The 21,811-nt window shown below is 35.2% G+C and carries 18 protein-coding genes; 10 read left to right on the forward strand and 8 right to left on the reverse strand.

The genetic code is table 11. The annotated features are described in order from the left end of the window. The first annotated feature begins 19 nt into the window (after positions 1-19). Positions 20-3,817, forward strand: coding sequence for a cadherin-like beta sandwich domain-containing protein (locus MKY04_RS00155; RefSeq protein ID WP_126295306.1), 3,798 nt, complete (start codon positions 20-22; stop codon positions 3,815-3,817). 151 nt (positions 3,818-3,968) lie between these two features. On the opposite strand, the gene MKY04_RS00160 is transcribed toward MKY04_RS00155, so the two are convergent. After that, positions 3,969-4,508 (reverse strand): SF0329 family protein, encoded by a 540-nt coding sequence (locus MKY04_RS00160; protein WP_346235153.1) that lies wholly within the window; start codon positions 4,506-4,508, stop codon positions 3,969-3,971. Further along, positions 4,495-5,019 (reverse strand): tRNA adenosine(34) deaminase TadA, encoded by a 525-nt coding sequence (gene tadA, locus MKY04_RS00165; RefSeq protein ID WP_346235154.1) that lies wholly within the window; start codon positions 5,017-5,019, stop codon positions 4,495-4,497. Before tadA ends, MKY04_RS00160 begins: the two co-directional genes overlap by 14 nt. A gap of 460 nt (positions 5,020-5,479) precedes the next feature. Between tadA and MKY04_RS00170 the strand changes: the two genes are divergently transcribed. The 5 genes from MKY04_RS00170 (at position 5,480) to MKY04_RS00190 (ending at position 11,018) form a co-directional block, all read left to right on the forward strand. After that, the gene (locus tag MKY04_RS00170; protein WP_126295303.1) at positions 5,480-6,133 is read left to right on the forward strand and encodes a deoxynucleoside kinase; all 654 of its coding nucleotides are present in this window, start codon (positions 5,480-5,482) and stop codon (positions 6,131-6,133) included. After that, on the forward strand, positions 6,117-6,785 hold the full coding sequence (locus tag MKY04_RS00175; RefSeq protein WP_126295302.1) for a deoxynucleoside kinase: 669 nt from the start codon (positions 6,117-6,119) through the stop codon (positions 6,783-6,785). The genes MKY04_RS00170 and MKY04_RS00175 overlap by 17 nt, the downstream gene beginning before the upstream one ends. 147 nt (positions 6,786-6,932) lie before the next feature. Continuing rightward, positions 6,933-7,676: a GntR family transcriptional regulator gene (locus tag MKY04_RS00180; RefSeq protein WP_346235155.1), complete on the forward strand. Its 744-nt coding sequence runs from the start codon at positions 6,933-6,935 to the stop codon at positions 7,674-7,676. 666 nt (positions 7,677-8,342) lie between these two features. Further along, positions 8,343-9,617 carry a group II intron reverse transcriptase/maturase gene (ltrA, locus tag MKY04_RS00185; protein WP_346235040.1) on the forward strand — a complete coding sequence of 425 codons (1,275 nt, stop codon included), beginning with the start codon at positions 8,343-8,345 and terminating at the stop codon, positions 9,615-9,617. Between the two features lie 237 nt (positions 9,618-9,854). Beyond that, positions 9,855-11,018, forward strand: coding sequence for a mandelate racemase/muconate lactonizing enzyme family protein (locus tag MKY04_RS00190; RefSeq protein ID WP_126295732.1), 1,164 nt, complete (start codon positions 9,855-9,857; stop codon positions 11,016-11,018). A 118-nt stretch (positions 11,019-11,136) separates the two neighbouring features. On the opposite strand, the gene MKY04_RS00195 is transcribed toward MKY04_RS00190, so the two are convergent. Both MKY04_RS00195 and MKY04_RS00200 read right to left on the reverse strand, forming a co-directional pair. Beyond that, positions 11,137-12,255: a GerAB/ArcD/ProY family transporter gene (locus tag MKY04_RS00195; RefSeq protein ID WP_246020451.1), complete on the reverse strand. Its 1,119-nt coding sequence runs from the start codon at positions 12,253-12,255 to the stop codon at positions 11,137-11,139. 481 nt (positions 12,256-12,736) lie between these two features. Beyond that, positions 12,737-14,155 carry a PLP-dependent aminotransferase family protein gene (locus MKY04_RS00200; protein WP_126295733.1) on the reverse strand — a complete coding sequence of 473 codons (1,419 nt, stop codon included), beginning with the start codon at positions 14,153-14,155 and terminating at the stop codon, positions 12,737-12,739. A 99-nt stretch (positions 14,156-14,254) separates the two neighbouring features. On the opposite strand from MKY04_RS00200, the gene MKY04_RS00205 reads away from it, so the two are divergent. Next, the gene (locus MKY04_RS00205; protein ID WP_126295734.1) at positions 14,255-14,857 is read left to right on the forward strand and encodes a LysE/ArgO family amino acid transporter; all 603 of its coding nucleotides are present in this window, start codon (positions 14,255-14,257) and stop codon (positions 14,855-14,857) included. A gap of 190 nt (positions 14,858-15,047) precedes the next feature. On the opposite strand, the gene MKY04_RS00210 is transcribed toward MKY04_RS00205, so the two are convergent. After that, positions 15,048-15,701 carry an SMI1/KNR4 family protein gene (locus MKY04_RS00210; RefSeq protein ID WP_126295735.1) on the reverse strand — a complete coding sequence of 218 codons (654 nt, stop codon included), beginning with the start codon at positions 15,699-15,701 and terminating at the stop codon, positions 15,048-15,050. A gap of 584 nt (positions 15,702-16,285) precedes the next feature. Here MKY04_RS00210 and MKY04_RS00215 point away from each other — a divergent pair. After that, on the forward strand, positions 16,286-16,450 hold the full coding sequence (locus MKY04_RS00215; protein ID WP_185807802.1) for a hypothetical protein: 165 nt from the start codon (positions 16,286-16,288) through the stop codon (positions 16,448-16,450). Positions 16,451-16,809: 359 nt separating this feature from the next. Here the strand turns inward: MKY04_RS00215 and MKY04_RS00220 are convergent, their stop codons facing one another. The 3 genes from MKY04_RS00220 to MKY04_RS00230 all read right to left on the reverse strand — a co-directional run bounded on the left by MKY04_RS00220 (position 16,810) and on the right by MKY04_RS00230 (position 19,505). Continuing rightward, positions 16,810-17,055, reverse strand: a complete 246-nt coding sequence (locus MKY04_RS00220; RefSeq protein WP_126295736.1) for a hypothetical protein — start codon at positions 17,053-17,055, stop codon at positions 16,810-16,812. 171 nt (positions 17,056-17,226) lie between these two features. Beyond that, positions 17,227-18,528, reverse strand: coding sequence for an NCS2 family permease (locus MKY04_RS00225; protein WP_346235156.1), 1,302 nt, complete (start codon positions 18,526-18,528; stop codon positions 17,227-17,229). A 218-nt stretch (positions 18,529-18,746) separates the two neighbouring features. Then, positions 18,747-19,505 (reverse strand): MBL fold metallo-hydrolase, encoded by a 759-nt coding sequence (locus tag MKY04_RS00230; RefSeq protein WP_346235157.1) that lies wholly within the window; start codon positions 19,503-19,505, stop codon positions 18,747-18,749. A 137-nt stretch (positions 19,506-19,642) separates the two neighbouring features. Here MKY04_RS00230 and MKY04_RS00235 point away from each other — a divergent pair, with 137 nt between their 5' ends. After that, positions 19,643-20,179 (forward strand): TIGR00730 family Rossman fold protein, encoded by a 537-nt coding sequence (locus MKY04_RS00235; protein ID WP_185807803.1) that lies wholly within the window; start codon positions 19,643-19,645, stop codon positions 20,177-20,179. A 400-nt stretch (positions 20,180-20,579) separates the two neighbouring features. Then, positions 20,580-21,806, forward strand: coding sequence for a threonine synthase (locus MKY04_RS00240; RefSeq protein WP_126295739.1), 1,227 nt, complete (start codon positions 20,580-20,582; stop codon positions 21,804-21,806). Positions 21,807-21,811 lie beyond the last annotated feature (5 nt).

The following is a 21,811-nucleotide window of genomic DNA, read 5'->3' on the forward strand; positions in this document are numbered from 1 at the left end:
AATTATTTGGGGGTGAATTATGAATCCATTTCATGGTATGGAAAATGAGTACAGAGGATTGAGGCGATCACGAAAAAAAAGCGGATACTTTTTTCGGATATTGATAATCTTAATTTATTTAATAACATCACTTGTATATGTACCTGCTAATGTTGAAGTGCAAGCGGCAGAGGATGGGGCGGGTGAAGTTACTTATGATTTTGGTGGTACAGTAGGGGAAAACGACAGTGCAGGTCCAGGTTTTGCGACCTTTTCTGAGATGTTTGTCATAAGTAATGGTTTTAAGGTTGATCCAGGGACAACACAATTGTATTCAACAAATTACGCGGATAGTGCTGAGGAGACGCTTATTATTAAGAAAACAGGAGGGAAAACATTTACTTTTAAAGATTTAGGAATCAGTCTCTATCATGATTCGCCTAGACTTACACTTACTAATCTTTCCTTAGTTTTAAAAGATCCCAATGGCAAAAGAATTAATGATGAAATATATTCATTGACCGACTATGAATTAGATAATGAAGAAAAGGTTACACAATTAAGTTCCCTGTTTAACGATGGGGCACAATTTAATCATGCTAATGTTGCATCAATAGAAATTACTTGGAAATTCTATAGCATTTATCCACCTTCAAACTTAAATTTTGAAAACATCACGATTGCAAATGTGAATACTACTGCAGATGATATTCCTCCAGTTGTATCAGACGGGACGATTAATACGACTAATATAAATCCAACTGATGTAACATTAGATTGGACAAAAGCGGAGGACAATATTACACCTCAAGGGGATTTGGAATATCGAATCTATCAATCTAACAGTAATAACATCGATACTGTTAATAATATAGAGGAGAATGGTAAACCTCTAGGAAGTGGTTTTTCGAAAGATTTAGCAATATTCAATGTTACTGATTTATCACCAACCACGTCCTATTATTTTAATGTCATAGTTAGAGATGCTGCTGGAAATAAATCGGCATATATGATGAAGCAAGTAACAACTTCTAGTCAAACTACAACTCCAACTGTTACAACAGATAAAGTTGTGTCTAACCTAACTCAAACAAGTGCGACTGTTGGCGGGGATGTTACATCGGATGGTGGTGCATCGATTAAAGAGAGAGGGATTGTCTACGCAGTAAGTGAGAATCCAACGACAAGTGATAGTAAGGAAACTGCATCAGGTACCACTGGAAATTTTACTACTGAACTAACTGAATTAATTCCAAATACAACATATCACTTTAGAGCGTATGCAACGAACTCTGAAGGTACAAGTTATGGAGGTAATCAGACATTCACAACAAATGGATTAAATAATAATGCGAATTTAAGTAATTTGAAACTTTCAACTGGGATACTAAACCCTGTGTTTTCACCAGGTACAACAGAATATACAACAAACGTTGCAAATAGTGTAACAAGTATAAGCATGATACCTACAGTAGCTGATAGTACGGCATTTATAACAGTGAATGGCGTACCAGTTTCAAGCGGAGAAGTAAGTGCGGATATTCCATTAACAGTTGGAGAAAACGATATTTCCATTGTTGTAACAGCACAAAATAACAGCAAAAAAACATATAGAATCACTGTTACGAGAGCACTAAGTAGTAATGCAGATCTAAGCAATTTAACCCTTTCATCCGGAACATTAAGCCCTGGATTTTCATCGGGTACAACAGAATATACAGCTAGCGTTGCAAATAGTATAACAAGTATAAACGTGACACCAACAGCAGCTGATAATACAGCAACCGTTACAGTAAAGGGTGTACTTGTCGAAAGTGGACAGGCGAGTACTGAAATTCACTTAACTGTTGGGGATAACGAAATACCTGTTACCGTAACAGCTCAAAGTGGTGATACTAAAACATATATAATTAAAATTACTCGAGCGCGAGGTAGTAAAATAAATTTAAGTAACATAACCCTTTCATCCGGAACACTAAGCCCTAAGTTTTCATCAGATACAACCGAATATACAGCGATTGTTGCTAATAGCGTAACAAGTGTAAAAGTGACACCAACAGTAGCTGATAGTACGGCATCTGTAACAGTGAATGGCTTACCAATTTCAAGCGGAGAAGCGAGTGGGGATATTCAATTAAACATTGGATCTAACGAGATAACGATTGTCGTAACTGCACAAAGTGGAGATACCAAAACATATAACATCACTATCACACGGGAAGCAAATGTTAATGCAAATTTAAGTAATTTAACCCTTTCGTCCGGAACACTAAGCCCTGAGTTTTCATCAGATACAACCGAATATACAGCGATTGTTGTTAATAGCGTAACAAGTGTAAAAATGACACCAACAGCAGCTGATAGTACAGCAACCATTAAAGTAAACGACATAACTGTAAAAAGTGGAGAAGCAAGTGCGGATATTCCATTAACAGTTGGAGAAAACGATATTTTCATTGTTATAACGGCACAAGATAACAGCACGAAAACATATTTAATTAGTATCACTAGAGTAGCACCTATGACGTATACAGTAACCTATGATGGAAATGGTGCGACTAATGGAACAGTTCCAATAGATAACCAAAGATACGGCGAATACACGGATGTTACAGTACTAGATAATACTGGACAATTGGTGAAAACAAACCATAAGTTTACTGGATGGAATACGAAAGCAGATGGAACAGGAACGTCTTACTCACCAAACGACACGTTCACAATGGGAAATGGAAATATAATACTATATGCGAAGTGGACAAAGAATGGTCAATCTTCATCCAAACCAGGAGGATCTTCATCAAGTGGGACAAAGCGTAAAGCCTATATAGGAATTGGAACAAGTAATTCTAATTATACTCAAGTGGATATTATTCGTACAATCAAAAGTAACAAAAAAATTGATCAAGTTGTGTTTGATAATACTATTCTTAATAAGACATTAATGGGAGCATTAGAACAAAAACAAGATTTAATTACTATTCTAATTCATACTTTACCAAGTGACCCTGCCGATGAAGTTTTAGTTACTTTACCTGAGCAATCTACTGGTCAATTATCTACGTCTAATTTTAAGTTAAGAATTGAAACAGAGGATGTGTCGATTCACTTACCTAAAGAATCCATACAGAGTATAAGTGGAAAGAAGAAGGATCTTTTCTTCCGTATCATCCCAATTCGAGAGGAAACTGAGCAGCAAGATATATTTGAAAATGCTTTAAAAGCAAAAGTAGTTAAAGAAATTGCTGGGGATAAGGAAGTTAAAGTGCTCAGTAGACCGATGACGATAGAAACAAACTACCAAGATCTAAATGCTATCTTAACATTCCCATTAAAAGAAATACCATTGCCAAGCAATCAATTCGAAAGAGAAAAATTTTTAAAGTCCTTAGCTGTATTTATTGAACATAGTGATGGAGAAAAAGTGGTACAAAGAGGAAACATAAAATATGGTGCTTTAGGAGAACCAGTTGGGCTAGAAATTGAGAGTTCTAAATTCAGTACATTTACTATAATTGGATTACCTGAAAGTGATTTTGATGGCATTGAGATGGAAGCACCTCAGAAAGTTATGCAAGATAAGGTATGGACAATCACATTTAACACTTCTATTAACCCATCTACTATCACAAATAGTTCTATATATGTACAGGACATGAATGGAAACAAAGTAAATGTGAATGTGAAGTTGGTAAATTCAAAGACTATACAAGTAATTCCAATAGAGTACTATGAATCAAATCAAACCTATTATTTATACGTAACAAACCAGATTCATTCTATGAGTGGTAACCCACTTTCCGAATCATTCCGAATGTCTTTTACTATTGATAACTAATCATAGGTAGGCGAAAAGATTAGATTAGCGCGGTGAAAGTAGACTTCCAATTCCAATTTTCCCCAATTAAGTAAACGTAAATATTATAAAGACCTGAGTTCGATATTGTAATGAACTTAGGTCTTTTTTTACTTCAATAAGCTTAATAGTTTTAGAAGCCCTCTGCCTTACAACGAATAGCATAAAATTTTTGTTCTAGCGGATGCTGCAAAGTTTCCATTTTTAACAATCGGCGTTTGCCAACGCGTCTATCAAATAAAGCAAATGCTCTAGTGAATGAATCTTTTGACGACAGCGCTTCATTAATCGAGAGATTCGGGTATTCCATGAATGCTTTATATAAATGCCAGCTTTCCATAATTCCTTGTTCTATTAACTGTTGTTCTACATGATCAGAGACTTCTACTATTACGGCTCGCTCAGGAGAGTTAAACATTTCTTCCCAACTTTTACTATAAGGAATCGGCTTTAGCTTCAGCTCTTCTTTAATGTTTTCGTAAAGATAATGATGGGCCATATGAAAAGAAAGGTCGGCAGCACTAAATAGTTGATCTTTATCTAGAGTTAGCCAAACACGAGATTTGTCGTCATGGGAGTGTCGATAGACGGCAGCATGTACTTCAATCCGGCCTTTTAAAGAATCACATAAAAAGCCTTCAAGAGTCTTTTTTAATTTGCTAAACTGCACCATCAATTTCCCCTTGCTCTAATTGTTTTTTCATTTTCTTCTCTGCTTTTTTACGTTCGCGTAAATCTTTGAAAAAATCCGTCAGCATTTGACCACATTCCTCAGCTAATACACCTTCTGTTACGTCACATTCATGATTAAAGCGAGCATCGTTGAGCAATCGATATAATGAATCCACACATCCTGCTTTCATATCTCTAGCACCATAGACAACACGCGGTATTCTTGACTGCAAAATAGCTCCTGCACACATTGGACAAGGCTCTAAAGTAACATATAAAGTCGTTTCTTCTAATCGCCAGCTTCCAATAGCTTCACAAGCTTGTTGTATGGCCATTAATTCCGCGTGAGTTACTGCATTTTGTGAGGTTTCTCGCAGATTATGGGCACGAGCTATGATTTTATTTTGGTAGACAATAACAGCTCCTATTGGTACTTCACCTATTTTTGCTGCTTTTTGGGCTTCTTCAATGGCATATTTCATAAATTTTAGGTCTTTATTTAAGCTCTCCATAGCAACCTCTCCTTAGCTGCTAGTGTATCATGAAAGAAAGTTATCCCTCAATGTCTGCAGCTATAGCTTGTGGCCAAATTTGAATAAAGAGGTATATATCAAAACACCTCTCTGATATTTTTACTAACTTACATATTACAACATAATTTTAATTGAAATTCTCTTATGGGAAATTTTTGAAACGAAAAAAGTGGAGGTATTAAAGGGACAGAGGGATATGGAATAAGTTAAGAAAGACTTGGTATACCAATGGATTATTAAGACCTTTGTATATAATCTAGAATTTTTTGACCATGCTGTAACATTTACTTTTATAGTTAGTTAAGCAGGGTTAGTAAAATTTTGTATGGTCATATAATAATTACTTATATTATCTTCAATCTCTTTATCTGTTTTTCGACATGCTCATATGATAAAATGAATAGCATTGACGAATTTAGACTTGAAGGAGGGACTTCTCGTGTCTGTTCCATTTATTACAGTAGAGGGTCCGATTGGTGTAGGGAAGACGTCTTTGTCGAAGGCGGTTTCTGACTTTTTCGGCTATCATCTATTAAAAGAAATTGTGGATGAAAACCCGTTTCTAGGGAAGTTCTACGAAGATATTGATGAGTGGAGCTTTCAAACAGAAATGTTCTTCCTTTGTAACCGATATAAACAATTAACGGATATAAAGAAACATATTTTAGAGACTGGGTCGCCTGTTGTAGCAGATTATCATATTTTTAAAAATTTAATTTTTGCAAAGCGTACGTTAAAACCTTCTGAGTATGAGAAATACGTGGCGATTTATAATATTTTAACTGCAGATATGCCACGTCCAAACATGATTATCTACTTGCATGCAAGCCTCGATACATTGATGAAGCGAATTGCTTTGCGCGGAAGAGAATTTGAAAAGATGATTACCCGTGATTACATAGAGCAGTTAGCTGCAGATTACCATGAATTTTTTCAGCAGTTTGTCGTCTTACACCCAGAAATCCCAGTGATTCAGTTAAATGGTGATCATATTGATTTCGTAAAAAATGAAGAAGATTTGCAAGCAGTGCTGAAAATGGTAGAAGAAACAATACAAAAAGGAGTTCATACCAAGAATGAATTTAAGAGATAAATATAATATTCCAGCAAACACGGTTATTACAATTGCTGGAACAGTAGGTGTGGGGAAGTCAACAATGACAAAAGCTTTAGCACAAGCTTTAAATTTCCGCACATCTTTTGAAAAAGTAGATACAAACCCATATTTAGATAAATTTTATGATGACTTTGAAAAATGGAGCTTCCATCTACAAATTTATTTCCTTGCAGAACGTTTTAAGGAGCAAAAACGCATTTTTGAGTATGGCGGAGGCTTTATTCAGGATCGTTCGATATATGAAGATACAGGCATTTTTGCGAAAATGCACTATGATAAAGGGACAATGAGCCCAATTGATTATGAAACTTATACGAATTTATTTGATGCCATGGTAATGACACCTTACTTCCCACATCCTGATTTACTTGTGTATTTAGAAGGTCCTATCGATGATATTATTGCTCGCATTAAAGAGCGCGGCCGTGAAATGGAACAACAAACACCAATAGATTATTGGATTGAAATGCATAAACGTTATGAAGATTGGATTAACAACTTTAACGCATGCCCTGTATTGCGTTTAGATATAAATGACTACGATTTAATGGAAAGTCCAGAGCAAATTGAAGGTATTGTAGAACGCATTGGTTACATGCTTAAACAAACATCACGTTTAAGAAAATAGAATAAGTTTTTAATATGAATTGCCACTCTTATAAATAGGGTGGCAATTTTAATTTGTTCCTTAATTCAATCAACAAGTATTTTTGTTATAATATTTCCTAAAGTTGACACGTAAGTAATTATTAAAAATTGAAAATTGGTGAAAATGATGAGTGATAATACTGAACAAAATTCTATGCAGCCTACTAAAACAGAGTTAAAAAACATTTTATTATCATATAAAAATAAAATAAATGAAAATCGTTTGCCGCAACTTGCGTATTTAATTATTCGAAAAGCGATTAGAAATCTTCAATTGCCTCCTGGGGAGACTTTTTTAGAGCGCGAAATGACTGAAATGCTGGATATGAGCAGGACACCTGTAAGAGAAGCGCTGGTTCGTTTAGAAATGGATGGATGGATTCGACTCATTCCTCGAAAAGGATTTAGTGTTGAACCAATTATGAAAGAAAGTATTCAGCAAATATGTCAAATAGCCGAGGCGCTGGATGGTGTTGCTGCTGAACTTGCAACTTTAAATATTGATGAGGCAAGCATAAAAAAATTGGAGTCGCTCATTGATTTACAGGAAAGTTTATTATATGAGAGTAATCTAAAAGATTGGGCGGATGTAGATGATGAATTTCATAATTTAATTATCGACTATTCCCAAAATGAACGTCTGAAAAGTGTAATGGATAGCCATTCTGATCAGCTTTATCGTGCAAGAGTATATACCATTAATGATAGAGAATTACCTGCCCGCTCAATTATCGAGCATCGAGCGATTGTTGCTGCTATGAAAGCTCGAGATAGTAAGGCAGCACAAACTTTAATGCATTCGCACCGCAAACGGGGCAGTGAAGAAATTTTAGCGATTTTAGAAAGAAAGTCAAAAAATAATCGTTATTAAAAAATACGAGCATTTCTTTTAGAGCTAGCTAACGTCATCTTATAAATTAAACATGTGAATATATACTTGGATTTTTTTGAAAGACCAAATTGCGGCTCTAGTTATTAAAAAAAAATCTATTATTGGGCAATCCGAGACATTTTCTTTTTGAAAATGTCTTTTTTTATGTGTGCCAGGCATGGCAACTATCTAGGTGGTGAAAGTCCACTGTGGAGGTACACATCGACCAACCACTAAGGAAGCGCAAGGTACTTATCGCGAGATAAGGGCTGGAGGAAGCGTGGAATAAAATCTTGGCTCGACGAACAGAAATCTGATACCAAGGCTCTACAAAGGGATAAGACTCCATAACAAGTTAAAGTCCAAAAGATGTGCGTAACTTTGCAGAGTAAATCAGGCGAGTAAAAGAGGAAAGATAGTTGTCTTACCCTGGGAGGTCTTGCGGATGTACATAGTTACAGTCGAAAACGGTTAGTCGCAAGAAGTCAGCAGAAGCCATAGTAATGACCTTTGGTCATGAAGGGCTGAACAATTTATAGTGTTTCAACGCCACAAATGCGTAAGTAACGGACTCCGAATGTGTTAATGGTGAAAGTATGAGCGTATCTCAAATGATAACCAAAATGGAGATATTACTTACTACGTAAGAGGAAAGGAGAAACGAGTGTGCAACTATTAGAAAAGATTCTAAGCAATCAAAATATGAATGAAGCCTACTTACGTGTCTATAAAAATAAAGGTGCAGGTGGAGTCGACGGAATAACGGTTGATGAACTTAAAAAGTATCTGAAAGAGAACAAGGATGAGCTACGTCAGCGCATCAGAACCAAAAAATACCAACCACAAGCTGCCTTACGAGTGGAAATCCCAAAAGAAAATGGAAAGATGCGCAAACTGGGAATACCAACAGTAGTGGATAGGGTAGTTCAACAGGCAATTCATCAAGTACTCAGTCCGATATTTGAAAAAGAGTTCAGTGAATACAGTTACGGTTTTAGACCAAATAGAAGTTGTGAGATGGCAATCATAAAAAGCCTCGAATTTCTGAACGATGGATATGATTGGATAGTGGACATTGACCTTGAAAGATTTTTCGACACAGTCAACCATGATAAACTCATGCGAATTATATCCAAAACAATCGATGATGGAGATGTCATTTCTTTAATAAGAAAATACTTGGTCAGTGGGGTCATGGTAAAGGGGAAATATGAAGAAACACCGATTGGAACCCCACAAGGAGGAAACCTTAGCCCACTGCTAAGTAACATAATGTTGAATGAACTGGACAAGGAACTAGAAAATAGAGGACTCCAATTCGTGAGATATGCGGATGACGTTCTTATCTTTGTGAAGAGTGAGAAAGCTGCAAACAGAGTAATGGAATCAGTCGTGAAATTTATAGAAAAGAAATTAGGGTTGATTGTCAATACAGAAAAGAGTAAAATCGCTCGTCCAAAAGACTTGAAATTTTTGGGGTTTGGATATTACTACGATTCAAAAGATAAGAAATATCAAGTCCGACCACATCCAATTTCAGTACAGAAATTTAAAAGGAAACTTCGACAACTAACAAAACGAAACTGGAGCATTCCGTTAGACTACCGAATACTGAAACTAAAACAAGTAATATTTGGTTGGGTAAATTATTTTAGAACTGCAAACATGAAAACGGCTATGCGTAAAATTGATAAGAAACTACGCTCAAGAATAAGGGTAATCATTTGGAAACAATGGAAGGTACCAAGAAGACAGATAAGGTCGCTAATCCAATTAGGTATACCCGAAGAAGAAGCCAAAGGCTTAACATTCTGTAGGAAAGGTTATCGATTTATCGGATTATCGAAAGTTGTTCATAGAGCAATCTCTAATAAAAGACTAAAGCAGAGGGGAATACCCTCTGCTTTAGAACGTTACTTAGAAGTTCACACTGTGATATAAATTGAAACGCCGTATACGAGACCCGTACGTACGGTGTTGTGAGAGGGGCGAAAATAAGTCAACTTATTTTTCCTCTACTCGATTCAAGGTAGATGTATTCGAGTTTAATGTATACGTTATTAATAATATTATAATGATTTTAAGTTTTTTCATAATATTATTGACATTAATGTATACGTTAATATAAACTTTAGACAATAGTTGGAAACTTCAATCATATGTTAGGGAGGTAATTTTATGAGAATTTTAGAGATTAGAGAGAAAGCCGTACCAATTAAATCTAGCATTAGTAATGCATACATTGACTTTACTAAAATGACGGCTTCCATAGTTGCTATCGTAACGGATGTAGTTAAGAATGGAAAAAGAGTAGTAGGATATGGTTTTAATTCAAATGGCCGCTACGCACCAAGTGGAATTCTTCGTGAACGTTTTATCCCACGCTTATTAGAGGCCGAGCCTAACGATTACTTAAATGAGGAAGGAACTAACTTAGATCCTCATAAAATTTGGGATATTTTAATGACTGGCGAAAAACCTGGCGGCCATGGAGAAAGGTCTGTTGCTGTGGGGACTCTCGATATGGCTGTTTGGGATGCCATAGCAAAAATTGAAGAAAAGCCGCTATATCAACTTCTTGCTGAACGATATAGAGGTGAACAGCCCGATGACAAAGTATTCGTTTACGCAGCAGGTGGCTATTACCAACCTGGAAAAGGATATAAAGAACTTCAGAATGAAATGCAAGGATATCTAAATTTAGGCTATTCGGTTGTTAAGATGAAAATTGGGAACTCTTTAGAGGAAGATCTTCGAAGAATTGAAGCAGTGTTAGAAGTAGTTCCGTCAGGTCAATCCCTTGCAGTTGACGCAAATGGTCGATTCGATTTAGAAACGGCAATTAAATATGCGGAAGCACTAGAACCTTACAATCTGTTTTGGTATGAAGAAGCAGGAGATCCACTAGATTATGAGCTTCAAGCTGAGCTTTCTAAACACTATAAAAATCCAATGGCAACTGGCGAAAATCTATTCTCTATGCAAGATGCCCGCAACCTCATTCGCTATGGAGGAATGAAATCTGACCGAGATTATTTACAATTCGACTGTGCACTAAGCTATGGTTTAGTCGAATATATGAGAATTTTAGATATGTTAAAGGAATATGGCTGGTCTCCACGCCGTTGTATTCCACATGGTGGACATCAAATGTCTTTAAATATTGCTGCTGGCTTAGGATTAGGAGGAAACGAATCTTACCCGGGTGTGTTTGAACCATTTGGAGGCTTCGCTGATCACATTCCTGTTGAAAACGGCTATGTTGGTTTACCTGATGTTCCAGGTATCGGCTTTGAAACAAAAGCTCCATTAATCAAGCTGCTTCGCTCATTAGCAGAATAACAATAAAGGAAGTGCCTAAAAATGCTTATTTAATGCATTCTTGGGCACCTTCTTTTTAAATATTCTAAAAGCTGAAGTTAGCGTCTATTGACTAATGGCTAATGTTTTATTAATGAAATTAATTACTTCCGCTTTTCTTCGCCTTTTTTTTGGAGAATAATTTTTTGATATTTACAATTATATTTAAGATGAATGGATAGACAAATACTAAACAGAATGCAATTTCTCCAAAAAGATAAGTCATTTCTTCAACTTGTGTTCGAGTTCTTATAAACAAAGATCCAATAAAAACGATGGCTGCGAAAATAATGATAAACTTTTTTTCGGTTATATTAATCATTCGAGTTAAGCCACGGTAAGCAGACCATGCGTATAGACAGAGATTTGGTAAAATAATAAGCATCCAAAAACAAATCGTAAGAAGTTCAATTCTTTCAAAGAAGGGAAGATGAACAATACTAAACAAAGTTAATGTTGCCCATACGGCTCTCTCAAGTTGCTCCCCACTAAAGAAAGTTAGGGAAATTAACATAACGAAAAGATAAATCGACAAGGTTGATAATAATCCTAAATGAACATATTTTTTTGCTTTATTTTTTTCCTTAACGTATGGGTAAAGCACGTTAAATACTTCAAATCCTACGATTGTAAACGTCATGGAATAAGCACCTTTTAGTATGCTAATAAAGTCATTATCAAATACTGGCAAAAGGTAGTTGACGTTAGAATATTCTAAAGGATATAAGAGTACAATTAGAATCCAAAGTGGAAGAATGTAGCTAAAGAAACAAATGCCAATCATAACCCTAAGCCCACCAGTAAAAGTATAAATTACGAGAATGAGTAATGTAATAGTAATAAATGATGGACTTAAAAAAGGGAATACCCATGTATTAATTACTTCCGTATAATTTTCGATAATGGCAAAATAAACCAAAAAACAATAAATAATCAAGATTAAATTAATTAAATTACCGATATACTTACCAAATACGTCTAGATGTATCCCATAAATATCATCTGAATCATACATCTCTAACGTTTTAAACATAACAAAAACCACAATATGTGCAGCAAGAAAACTTAAAATAATGGATATCCATGCATCTTGTTTTGCATCTTTAAAAATGATGCTCTGAAATCCATGGACTTCTACGCCAATTTGAACAGCAGTTGTTATAAAAAAGAGAAGTGAAGCGTTAAACATTTGACTACGATCAATTTGTAATTTTTTCACTATTTCACCATCTCTTCAGCTTTAAGCATTAAAATTTTGTATTTTACGACCTTCTTCATATCTCATTCCAAAGGGAATTTATATTTTACATAGTTTCCACCATTTATAAATTTATTCTGTAAATATGTAATATTGAAAGTTAATTATTAGAGGAGAATTTCTAGAGTTAGATAAGGTAAAGAATGAGATGATGATTATGTTTAATAGTCAATTATTTCTTCTTAGGATTTCTTAGTTTTCTCAATTTATTAAGACTTTAAACGTAAAAGGGCGTCCATTACTTTGGTATGACGAGGGGATGTATAATCCACAAGCTTAAGGCATTTCAATTGCGAAGAGGTGTGATTATGCAGAGGACGTGATTATGTAAGAAGGTTGTCCAGAAATTTTTACTTTTTGGACAGCCTTCTTTCATAATTTAATTGGGGAGCTATGGTCATCGGAATTGTTAGTTGTTTTGTTTGAAAGTACTATATTAGAGCTATCGGGCATGTTCTAGTAAATAAGTTAATGCTATATTTAATTCTTCTAAAGAAGCATAGGCATAGGAAAGACGTATATGATGTAAATCACCTGAATCATAAATATACCCAGGATTAATTAAAACGTTCTGATTAAGTAGGTCCAGAAATAATCTCTTATTTACAATAGGTTCATTAAATCTTAGCCATATATAGAAACCACCCTCTGACTTTCTCCAAGTAGCGATTTCTTTGAATTGTTGGTCCAGTATATTCTCAACGAATATAGCCCGTCTTTTCAATTGTTCCCGAAGTGTAACTAGGTGTCTTTCATATAAACCAGTTGAGATCCAATGTGCCACTATTTCTTGGGAAAAGGCACTGGAACCATAATCCGTTTGCATCTTTATGTCAGCTAACCGTTCAATTACAGGTGAAGGAGCTACAATCCAGCCGATACGCAACCCAGGACTTAGTGTTTTAGATACACTCCCAATATAAAGTACTTGTCCTGATGCATCAAACGACTTTATGGCTGGTGAAGTAGGTTCAAATAATAGTTCGTGGTATACATCATCTTCTATAATCGGTATTTGCAACTCATTGCACACATTATATAAATTTTTCTTTTCTTCTAATGACCAGTTATACCCGGTTGGATTGTGCAATGTTGGTACACAGTAATATAAAGATTGTCTTTTTCTTTTTAAAGTTCTCATGTTGTCGCTTAAATTTGGATTACGTGAAACCGGAATCATATGCATTCCTGCCGACTGAAATGGATGGACAGAATTTAAATAGGATGGCTGTTCATGGAATACTACTGAGCCTTCTTCTAATAGTCCCATTGCAATTAATTGAAGTGCTTGAAGCGCACCTGAAACGATAAGGATGTTCTCCGGGGACGTTTGGATATCACGTTTTTTTAAATAATTGCATAATATTTCCCTTAGTTTTAAACTTCCTTGTGGTGAAGAATAGCCGATAGACTTTGCGTCAAGAGAAATTACTTTTAATGACTGTTCAATTTGCTTTGTTGGAAGTAGTTCTGGCGATAGTTCACCTGTTCCTAGACGTATGACATGGTCATATTGCTCATATTCATTAATGAGTTGAATCGTACGGTAGTTTGGTTTATAAATACTTGATTCAATATGCTGCTGCCAGTTAGGCTGAGATCTATCCAATAGTACATTCCAAGAATTGTTGGCGACAAATACACCAGAACCCATTTTAGATTCGAGCATACCATCCGCTTTTAATTCTTCAATTGCAAGTTGCACGGTGCTCCTATTCACATTAAATTGCGCTGCTAGTTGGCGCTGTGTTGGAATCTTTGTTCCAACAGTCCAATCCCCACATTCTATACGAGATTTTATCCAATCAACAATTTGTTCTTGAATAGTTAAATGAGAAAGACGACTCGGTTTCCACTTCATTTAATCTTCTCCTAAATTGGATGGATTAAAAACCATCCAATTGGTTGTTTTCTTTTAGTTGTATCATAGTACGATAGTAATTAAAAGGGAGTTGATAATATGGATGCCATTCTTCATGGGATAATCCTAGCATTTGGCCTTATTTTGCCTTTGGGAGTACAAAATGTATTTGTTTTTTCACAAGGAGCTACACAGCCTAAACTACTTCAAGCTTTTCCTGCGACTATAACAGCTGCACTGTGCGATACACTGTTAATCCTCCTAGCCGTCTTTGGGTTGTCAATTATCGTACTGCAATTTGAATGGCTGCGACTTGGCCTAATCATTGCCGGAATATTATTTTTACTTTACATGGGCTATGCCATTTGGCGATCTGAACCAACAACAGAAACGAAAAAAGCATTGCCAATCCAGCAGCAAATTATTTTTGCATTATCGGTTTCATTTTTAAATCCTCATGCGATTTTAGATACTGTTGGTGTTATTGGGACAAGTGCATTAAAATATGTCGGAGTTGAACAAATACTATTTACCGTTGCTTGTATTGCAGTATCTTGGATTTGGTTTTTTGGTTTAACGCTCGTGGGTGCTGTTATGAAGAAGTTAGATGGTAAAGGCGGATTAATGAAACTTTTCAACAAATGCTCCGCCTTATTTATTTGGGGAACAGCTATATATCTATTTATTGGCTTAGTTAAATAACATGAAACAGCTCTTTATACGAAAGCTTTTGAATACATAGATATTAGTAAAAAGAGGTTGTTTATTATCTATGAGCAACTTCTTTTTATATAATGTCCGAAGTTGGAGATATTGTTAAAATCGTATGTACATTAAGTTGTTTAAACTTTTCTAATCATTGGCGAAAAAAGTGATTGCTGTATTTTAAAAATTATATATCTAACTTTAATAAATTTCTGAATTGATTAGCTGATTTACTTTCTGGTAAAAAACCGCTCTGAGGATTTTCAGTAAAAGTAATCCATTGCCAGTCTTCACCACCGACAAAAGCAATTCTTGACCATTTGTCTATAAAATCGATGAAATTATCTCCTAATTTAAAACCATGTCCTTCACCATCTCCATAGCTTAAATAGACGACTGGGGCATCATCACAGTGATCTATTAAATCAAAGGCTATGCAGTCTCCATCGCCGACCTCATAGAAAGCTAATTTGTTATGCCATACTTTATCGTACGGATCATCTGGATTTGAAAAAAGTCCTTCAACGCTAAGGTTTTTACCATCATTAATTTGTTTTAAAAAATCCAGACTCCAGCTAGGTGTTCCACAAAAAATTTCGCTAAATTCACCTTCAAGTTTGTAGTTTTCAGGGAAGAACCAACGAAAGTTAAATTCTGATGAAAACTCCAAAAGAACTTTCTTAAAACTTTTGGGTAAAATTAAGTCTAATTGTCTTTCACACTTTTCAATTTTTTCTTGTGATGCAGGTGGTCCAATGGTTAACTCTGAGATTTCTCCACCTATGTCACGTATTCGTTCAACTATTGTTTCAATTCTCTTATTAAACAATTTGTAGTCCATTTAAACATCCTCTCTTTTTGTCAAATTATATGGATCAGACTAAAGGGTGGGTATAGATAGTTAGGATTAAAAACATTAAGTGTGATGTGTAAAAAATAAGTATGAAAAGATATAGAAAATTGGTGCTTAAGAAGCAATGAAATATATCTATTATTAGTTAAGATGAAAATTATTGTTGAAATACATATGATAACCAACAAAAGTTCGAGCATAATTCCCAAAGAACTAGTATCGGATATCAAATCTATTAAGTCATTAAAATAAGACATGATAAATCCCTACTAAAAATAAATATAGTTACTACTTATTTTACCATATATGTAAATGTATAAGAGGTTTGAATTTCAGGTAAAGAGATAACCTCTATAATAAAATAATAATTCACTTCCCGTGCTATTTTAGTTATGTAGATACATGTAGCAATCATCCGATTAAAAAAACATTTATTTTTATATGTATAGTGAGCTGTATTTAGACGTTCTGTGGCTTACTAGACTTAAACTAGATAATGCTTCATATACGAGCATTAATCTAAAAAAACAAGGGTAAAATAAATTATCCTAATTGATTTGGAGTGAACGTGTTTGAAAAAGGAAGAGAGATTACATGAGGTTAATGACCAGGCAGCATTAAATAATAATTTGGATGCAGCCACTTTACAAATGAATACGACAATTGCAAAACAACATGAAAAACCAAAGGCTAATAAACAAATTTCGCAAAAGAATAATGAAAAGAATATTCATTAAGTTAAAATAGAGGCTGGGACAAAACTAAAAGACGCCATTTTTCTTGATGAGAAAAATGACGTTTTTTTGCTAAGTGGAAAACTGATTTCCGTTCCGGGGACGCGCATCCAGGGCTGGCCCAGAGCCTCCTCGTCGCTACGCTCCTGCGGGGTCTCGAGTCACGGGCTGTTCCCGCAGGAAGCTTTGTACCTGACGCTTCGCTTTCGGTACAGAAAAACATTGCTCTGTAGCGAAAGGCGCAGCCGGCAGCTACACTCGCCCCTTCACTCCAATCAATTTTCAAAAAATATCAAATTATTATTAATGATAAAAGCGAATTCTTACAAAAAATCCACTTATGTCCCAGCCCCTTCTTTTTCTTATTCCTCTTGTATAAACCTAACCTCATCATAACCGCATTCTTTACAGACCATTAAGTGCGGGCAAATTTGATCCTTTGCAGTATTAGGATAGCCATCACCCATTTTTACTGTTTCCTCATCATTATAATGACCATAAGGATCTAAAAAGTCGGATACCTTTCCTGAATCTTCAAGTCGTGTATGACAATTTGGACAATTAATTTCCAGCACTTTTAATGAATTGCATAAAGGACATACTGCCAAATCCAAATCACTCCTTTTATCTTAAAGTTAGTATTGGATTTTTTAGCAAAGCTATGTTAATAAAATAAGGAAAGTTTAGAAAAGGACCTTTTAGAAGGTCTACTAAACAAATTATTAATAAAAAAGCTGTCCAGAAATTGAACTTTCTGAACAGCAACAAATTCAAAAATATTAACTTATAACATGAAAGACGAAATTAAAAAGAAATAGACCAGCGATTACATACATTGGAAGTGTAATTTCTTTCGCCTTACCAATTGCAATTTTTAAAATTGGATATAGGATAAAACCTACTGCAATTCCATCTGCAATACTGTAAGTAAAAGGAATTAGAGCAATGATGAAAATGGCCGGAAAGCTTTCACTTAAGTCTTCCAAATTTAAATGACGGATATTTTGTAGCATTAATCCTCCGATAATAATTAATATCGGTGCAATCGCACTATTAGGAATAAGCTTAATAATCGGGATGCAAAACGCAGAAAGTAAAAATAAAAGTCCCGTTGTAACTGCTGTTAAACCGGTCTTTCCGCCTGCTGCCATACTTGCTGTACTTTCAACTGCTGAAACGGTTGGACTTGTCCCAAATAAACCAGAAAGCATGGACGACACGGAAGTAGCTTGAAAAGCACGTGGGAATTTTTCCGAACGATTGATAAACGATACATGCCCTGATACAAGTCCAATGTTTTCAAAGACAAGTACCATGGTTAGAGAAAAGACGGCAGTCCAAAAAGTTAATGATAGGATACTATCAAATGACATCGCACCGAAAACACCCATATAATCAGACAATGAGAATGTCTCTTCTTGCGTTTGTTGGAAGTTTACCAAACCAAATAGCCATGCAATGAAAGTACCCACAATCACAGTAATCAAAAAGTTACCTGGAGTGTTGCGAATAAACAAGAAAATGGCAATAAGGAAAGTTAAAATGGTTGCAATTACTTGGGGTTCCCCTAAATCACCAAGAGCAATAATCGAGTTTGTCCCCTTGACAACAATTCCACCCTTTTCAAGTCCGATTAACATTAAAAATAGTCCAAGCCCCACTGTAATGGCCTCTTTTAAGGACTGGGGAATTGAATTACTTAAGACAGTCGAAAACCGAGAAAACGCGATAAACATAAAAATTAAACCTGAAACAAAAACAACAGCCAATGCTTCCTGCCAAGTCATGCCCATAGATTGAACAATGGTATAGGAGAATAAAGCATTAATCCCCATACCTGGCACAATAAGAATTGGGACATTAGCCCAAAATCCCATAATTAAACAGCCAACGACGGACGAGACAATTGTCGCTATAATAGCTGCTTCTAGTGGAATTCCAGCTTCCGATAAAATCAATGAATTTACGGCAATAATATAAACGATTGTAAAAAATCCGATTATCCCCGCTAATACTTCACGTTTCATGGTTGTCGCATTTTGCTCAAGTTGAAACAGTTTGTTAAACCAGTTTCCTTTCATGATGCTACTACCTAACTATTCAATTAGCCCTCTCCCTACCCGCTTTCCCTGAAAAATCAGGTAAGCCACAGAAAAGATATTAACATAATTTTTTTACCTCGCCAATAGATTGGGCATTTTGAGGTATTCTTGAACCGCAAAGTAGGACCTTCCTTTTAGAAGAACCAAACGTTATTTAGAATTGTCTCATTTTAATTATAAAATATTCAACTACTCAATTAAAATTCAATCATTTCCTGTTTTCTTACAAGTTTTGTTTGTGCTTGCTCTATCATATCGATAAATTTCTCTATATCATCGTTATAATGCATGGCATAAATTTTTCTACGAAGATTTTCTGGGTAATAGTCAAGCACTTCCTGCAATGTCGCATGTGCACCGTTAAAAGTAAAGCTCACATCTTGGAATATGGCAGCCGTGTTTTGATCGACTTGTCCAAGGAGATTCGCATCCTGTAATCGCTTTACATCTCCTGAAAAGACAATATTTAAATCCTTCCAAGCTAGTTTAAAGCCAAAACTTAGCATACCTTCAACATGTGCATTACTTGTGTCAAAAATCGAAAATGCATAATCTCCAATTTTGTAAGTTTCGTTGTCATTTAAACAAATAAAATTACAAAAATCATCTACAGTACGCCCTTGATTTTCTAATCCGTTTCGCAATAATGCTCTTAAAGAGGGAAGTAATTTTTTATGAACGATGACAGTTGTTTTTTTCGGTGCATGCTTGCCCTCTTCAAACTGCCAATAACGCTGCAGCACTAATTCCTCTAGACCTCCTACATGGTCAAAATGAAGGTGTGAAATAAAGACAAAATGTATATCACCATAATTAAATCCAGCTTCAAATAAGCTGTAACGCAAAGTAGTCCCTGCATCGATTAACATGTATTTTTCGTCTAAATGAATGATATAGTTATTATGATAATTGCTTTTCGTAAAAGCGCCACCAACACCTAAGGGATAAATTTTCATATTAAGTACTCCTTATTAAATTTGTTTTCATATCGTAAAATAATGGTAAGATTAATGCGAAATCAGAGTTGTCATTGAATAATTATTTTATTATATGCATTTCTTTAATTGTATCAAACTAATTTGGGGGAATAAAAATGAACGTTGCCATTTACTGCGGTTCACAAACAGGAAAAGATAAAATCTATATAGAAAAAGCAAAAGAATTAGGGGAACAATTAGCGAAAGCTTCTATTGGTATTGTATATGGCGGTTCAAATGTAGGCCTAATGGGCGCTGTTGCAGATGCAGCATTAGAACATAATGGAAAAGTAATTGGAATTATGCCAGAGCATTTACAAAAGCGTGAAATTGCTCATTTGAATTTAACAGAAATTCATTTTGTTGATTCAATGCATGTTCGAAAAAAGAAGATGATTGATTTATCAAATGCATTTATTGCGTTGCCGGGTGGCTGCGGTACACTGGATGAATATTTCGAAGTGTTTACATGGGCACAGATTGGCTTACATAGTAATCCAGTGATTTTATATAATATTAATGGATTTTATGATGCAATCATTGCTCATTTCGAAAAAATGTTTGACGAAGGTTTTATTAGACCGGAGCAAAAAGATATTTTACAAATCGCTACAAAGCCTGATGAGATTTTATCCATTTTGAAGAAAAGTTAATGAAATTAATTTTAAGTAAAAAGTTAGTTGATGATTTCCCATCTTCTAACTTTTTTCGTTCAAGGGTTATAAAAAATAATAAAAAATTTCAAAACATTAAAAACATAGTTGACTAATCGGAAAAGTGAGATTAAGATATTATTAATTTAATAAATAATAGTTGATTGGAAAAACCAAAGACTACAATTTTTCTCTTTTTTAAAAGAAAGGGGATTATTGTGGTCTTTTATTTTTTAGTGTTAGTGCAAGATACAGTCCCTCTAGGTCGCGGTCTGTCTTCGATAGAAAGCTGAAAGGATACTTTCTATCCGGGTCTTCTGATTTACAGAATCTGACTGCTGCCTGTTGCAAGGACGAAGCACAGGGGCGCTTCCACTTTTCTTAATTAGGAGGATAAAAAATGAAAGACTACAGTTATGTTTCACATTTAGAATGTCCAAAGTGCGGTGAAAGATATGAGGAAAATAAAGTACAACAATTATGTAAATGTGGTTCACCATTATTAGTTCGTTATGATTTAGAAAAAGTTAAAGCAAATGTAACGCGTGAAGATATAGCAAAACGTCCAAATAGTTTATGGCGCTATCACGAGTTGCTGCCTGTTCATGATGAAGAGAATGTAGTAACACTTGGTGAAGGTATGACACCATTTGAAAAGCTTCTATCACTAGGAGCAGAGTACGGATTAAAAAATTTATATATCAAAGATGAAGGTATTATTCCAACTGGATCTTTTAAAACTCGCGGAGCTAGTGTCGGAATTTCAAAAGCTAAAGAGCTAGGTGTGAAGCAACTGGCGATGCCGACAAATGGCAATGCAGGTGCTGCATGGGCCTTATACGCTGCAAAAGCAAATATTAAGGCAACGATTGTTATGCCTTTAGATGCGCCACAAATTACTCGAAAAGAAGTATATGTTGCTGGTGGTGACTTACATCTAATCAATGGGTTAATTAGTGATGCAGGTAAGGTAGTAGCTAACCTGGTTCAAAACCAAGGAGTATATGATGCTTCTACACTTAAAGAGCCATACCGTATTGAAGGTAAAAAGACGATGGGCTATGAAATTGTTGAACAATTTGGATGGAAAGTTCCAGATGTTATTTTATACCCTACTGGCGGTGGTGTAGGCATCATCGGTATTTATAAAGCAATTCTAGAAATGCAGGAATTAGGATGGATTGAAAAAGGAAAATTCCCTCGCTTAGTTGCTGTTCAAGCTGAAGGCTGTGCACCAATCGTAGAGGCATGGAAAAAAGGTGAAAAGGAATCTACTTTCTTTGAAAATTCGACAACATGTGCATTTGGAATTAATGTACCTAAAGCATTGGGAGATTTCTTAGTCCTTGAAGGAGTTTATGAAACGAATGGCTGTGCCATTGCAATTTCAGAAGAGGATTTATTACAAGCACAAAAACAAGTGGCGGCATTAGAAGGAAACTTTATTTGTCCAGAAGGTGCAGCAACATTTGCAGCTGCAAAAATTTTACGTGAACAAGGCTGGATACAAGAAGATGAACATGTCGTATGTCTTAATACAGGATTGGGCTTAAAATATCCTGAAACCGTTGAAATCGAGGGTGTTCAAACACTTCAACCTGGACAAAACTTTTTCGTAAATAATTAATTGTT

Origin of the sequence: Lysinibacillus telephonicus (assembly GCF_039654155.1) — a bacterium.
Taxonomy (GTDB): domain Bacteria; phylum Bacillota; class Bacilli; order Bacillales_A; family Planococcaceae; genus Ureibacillus; species Ureibacillus telephonicus.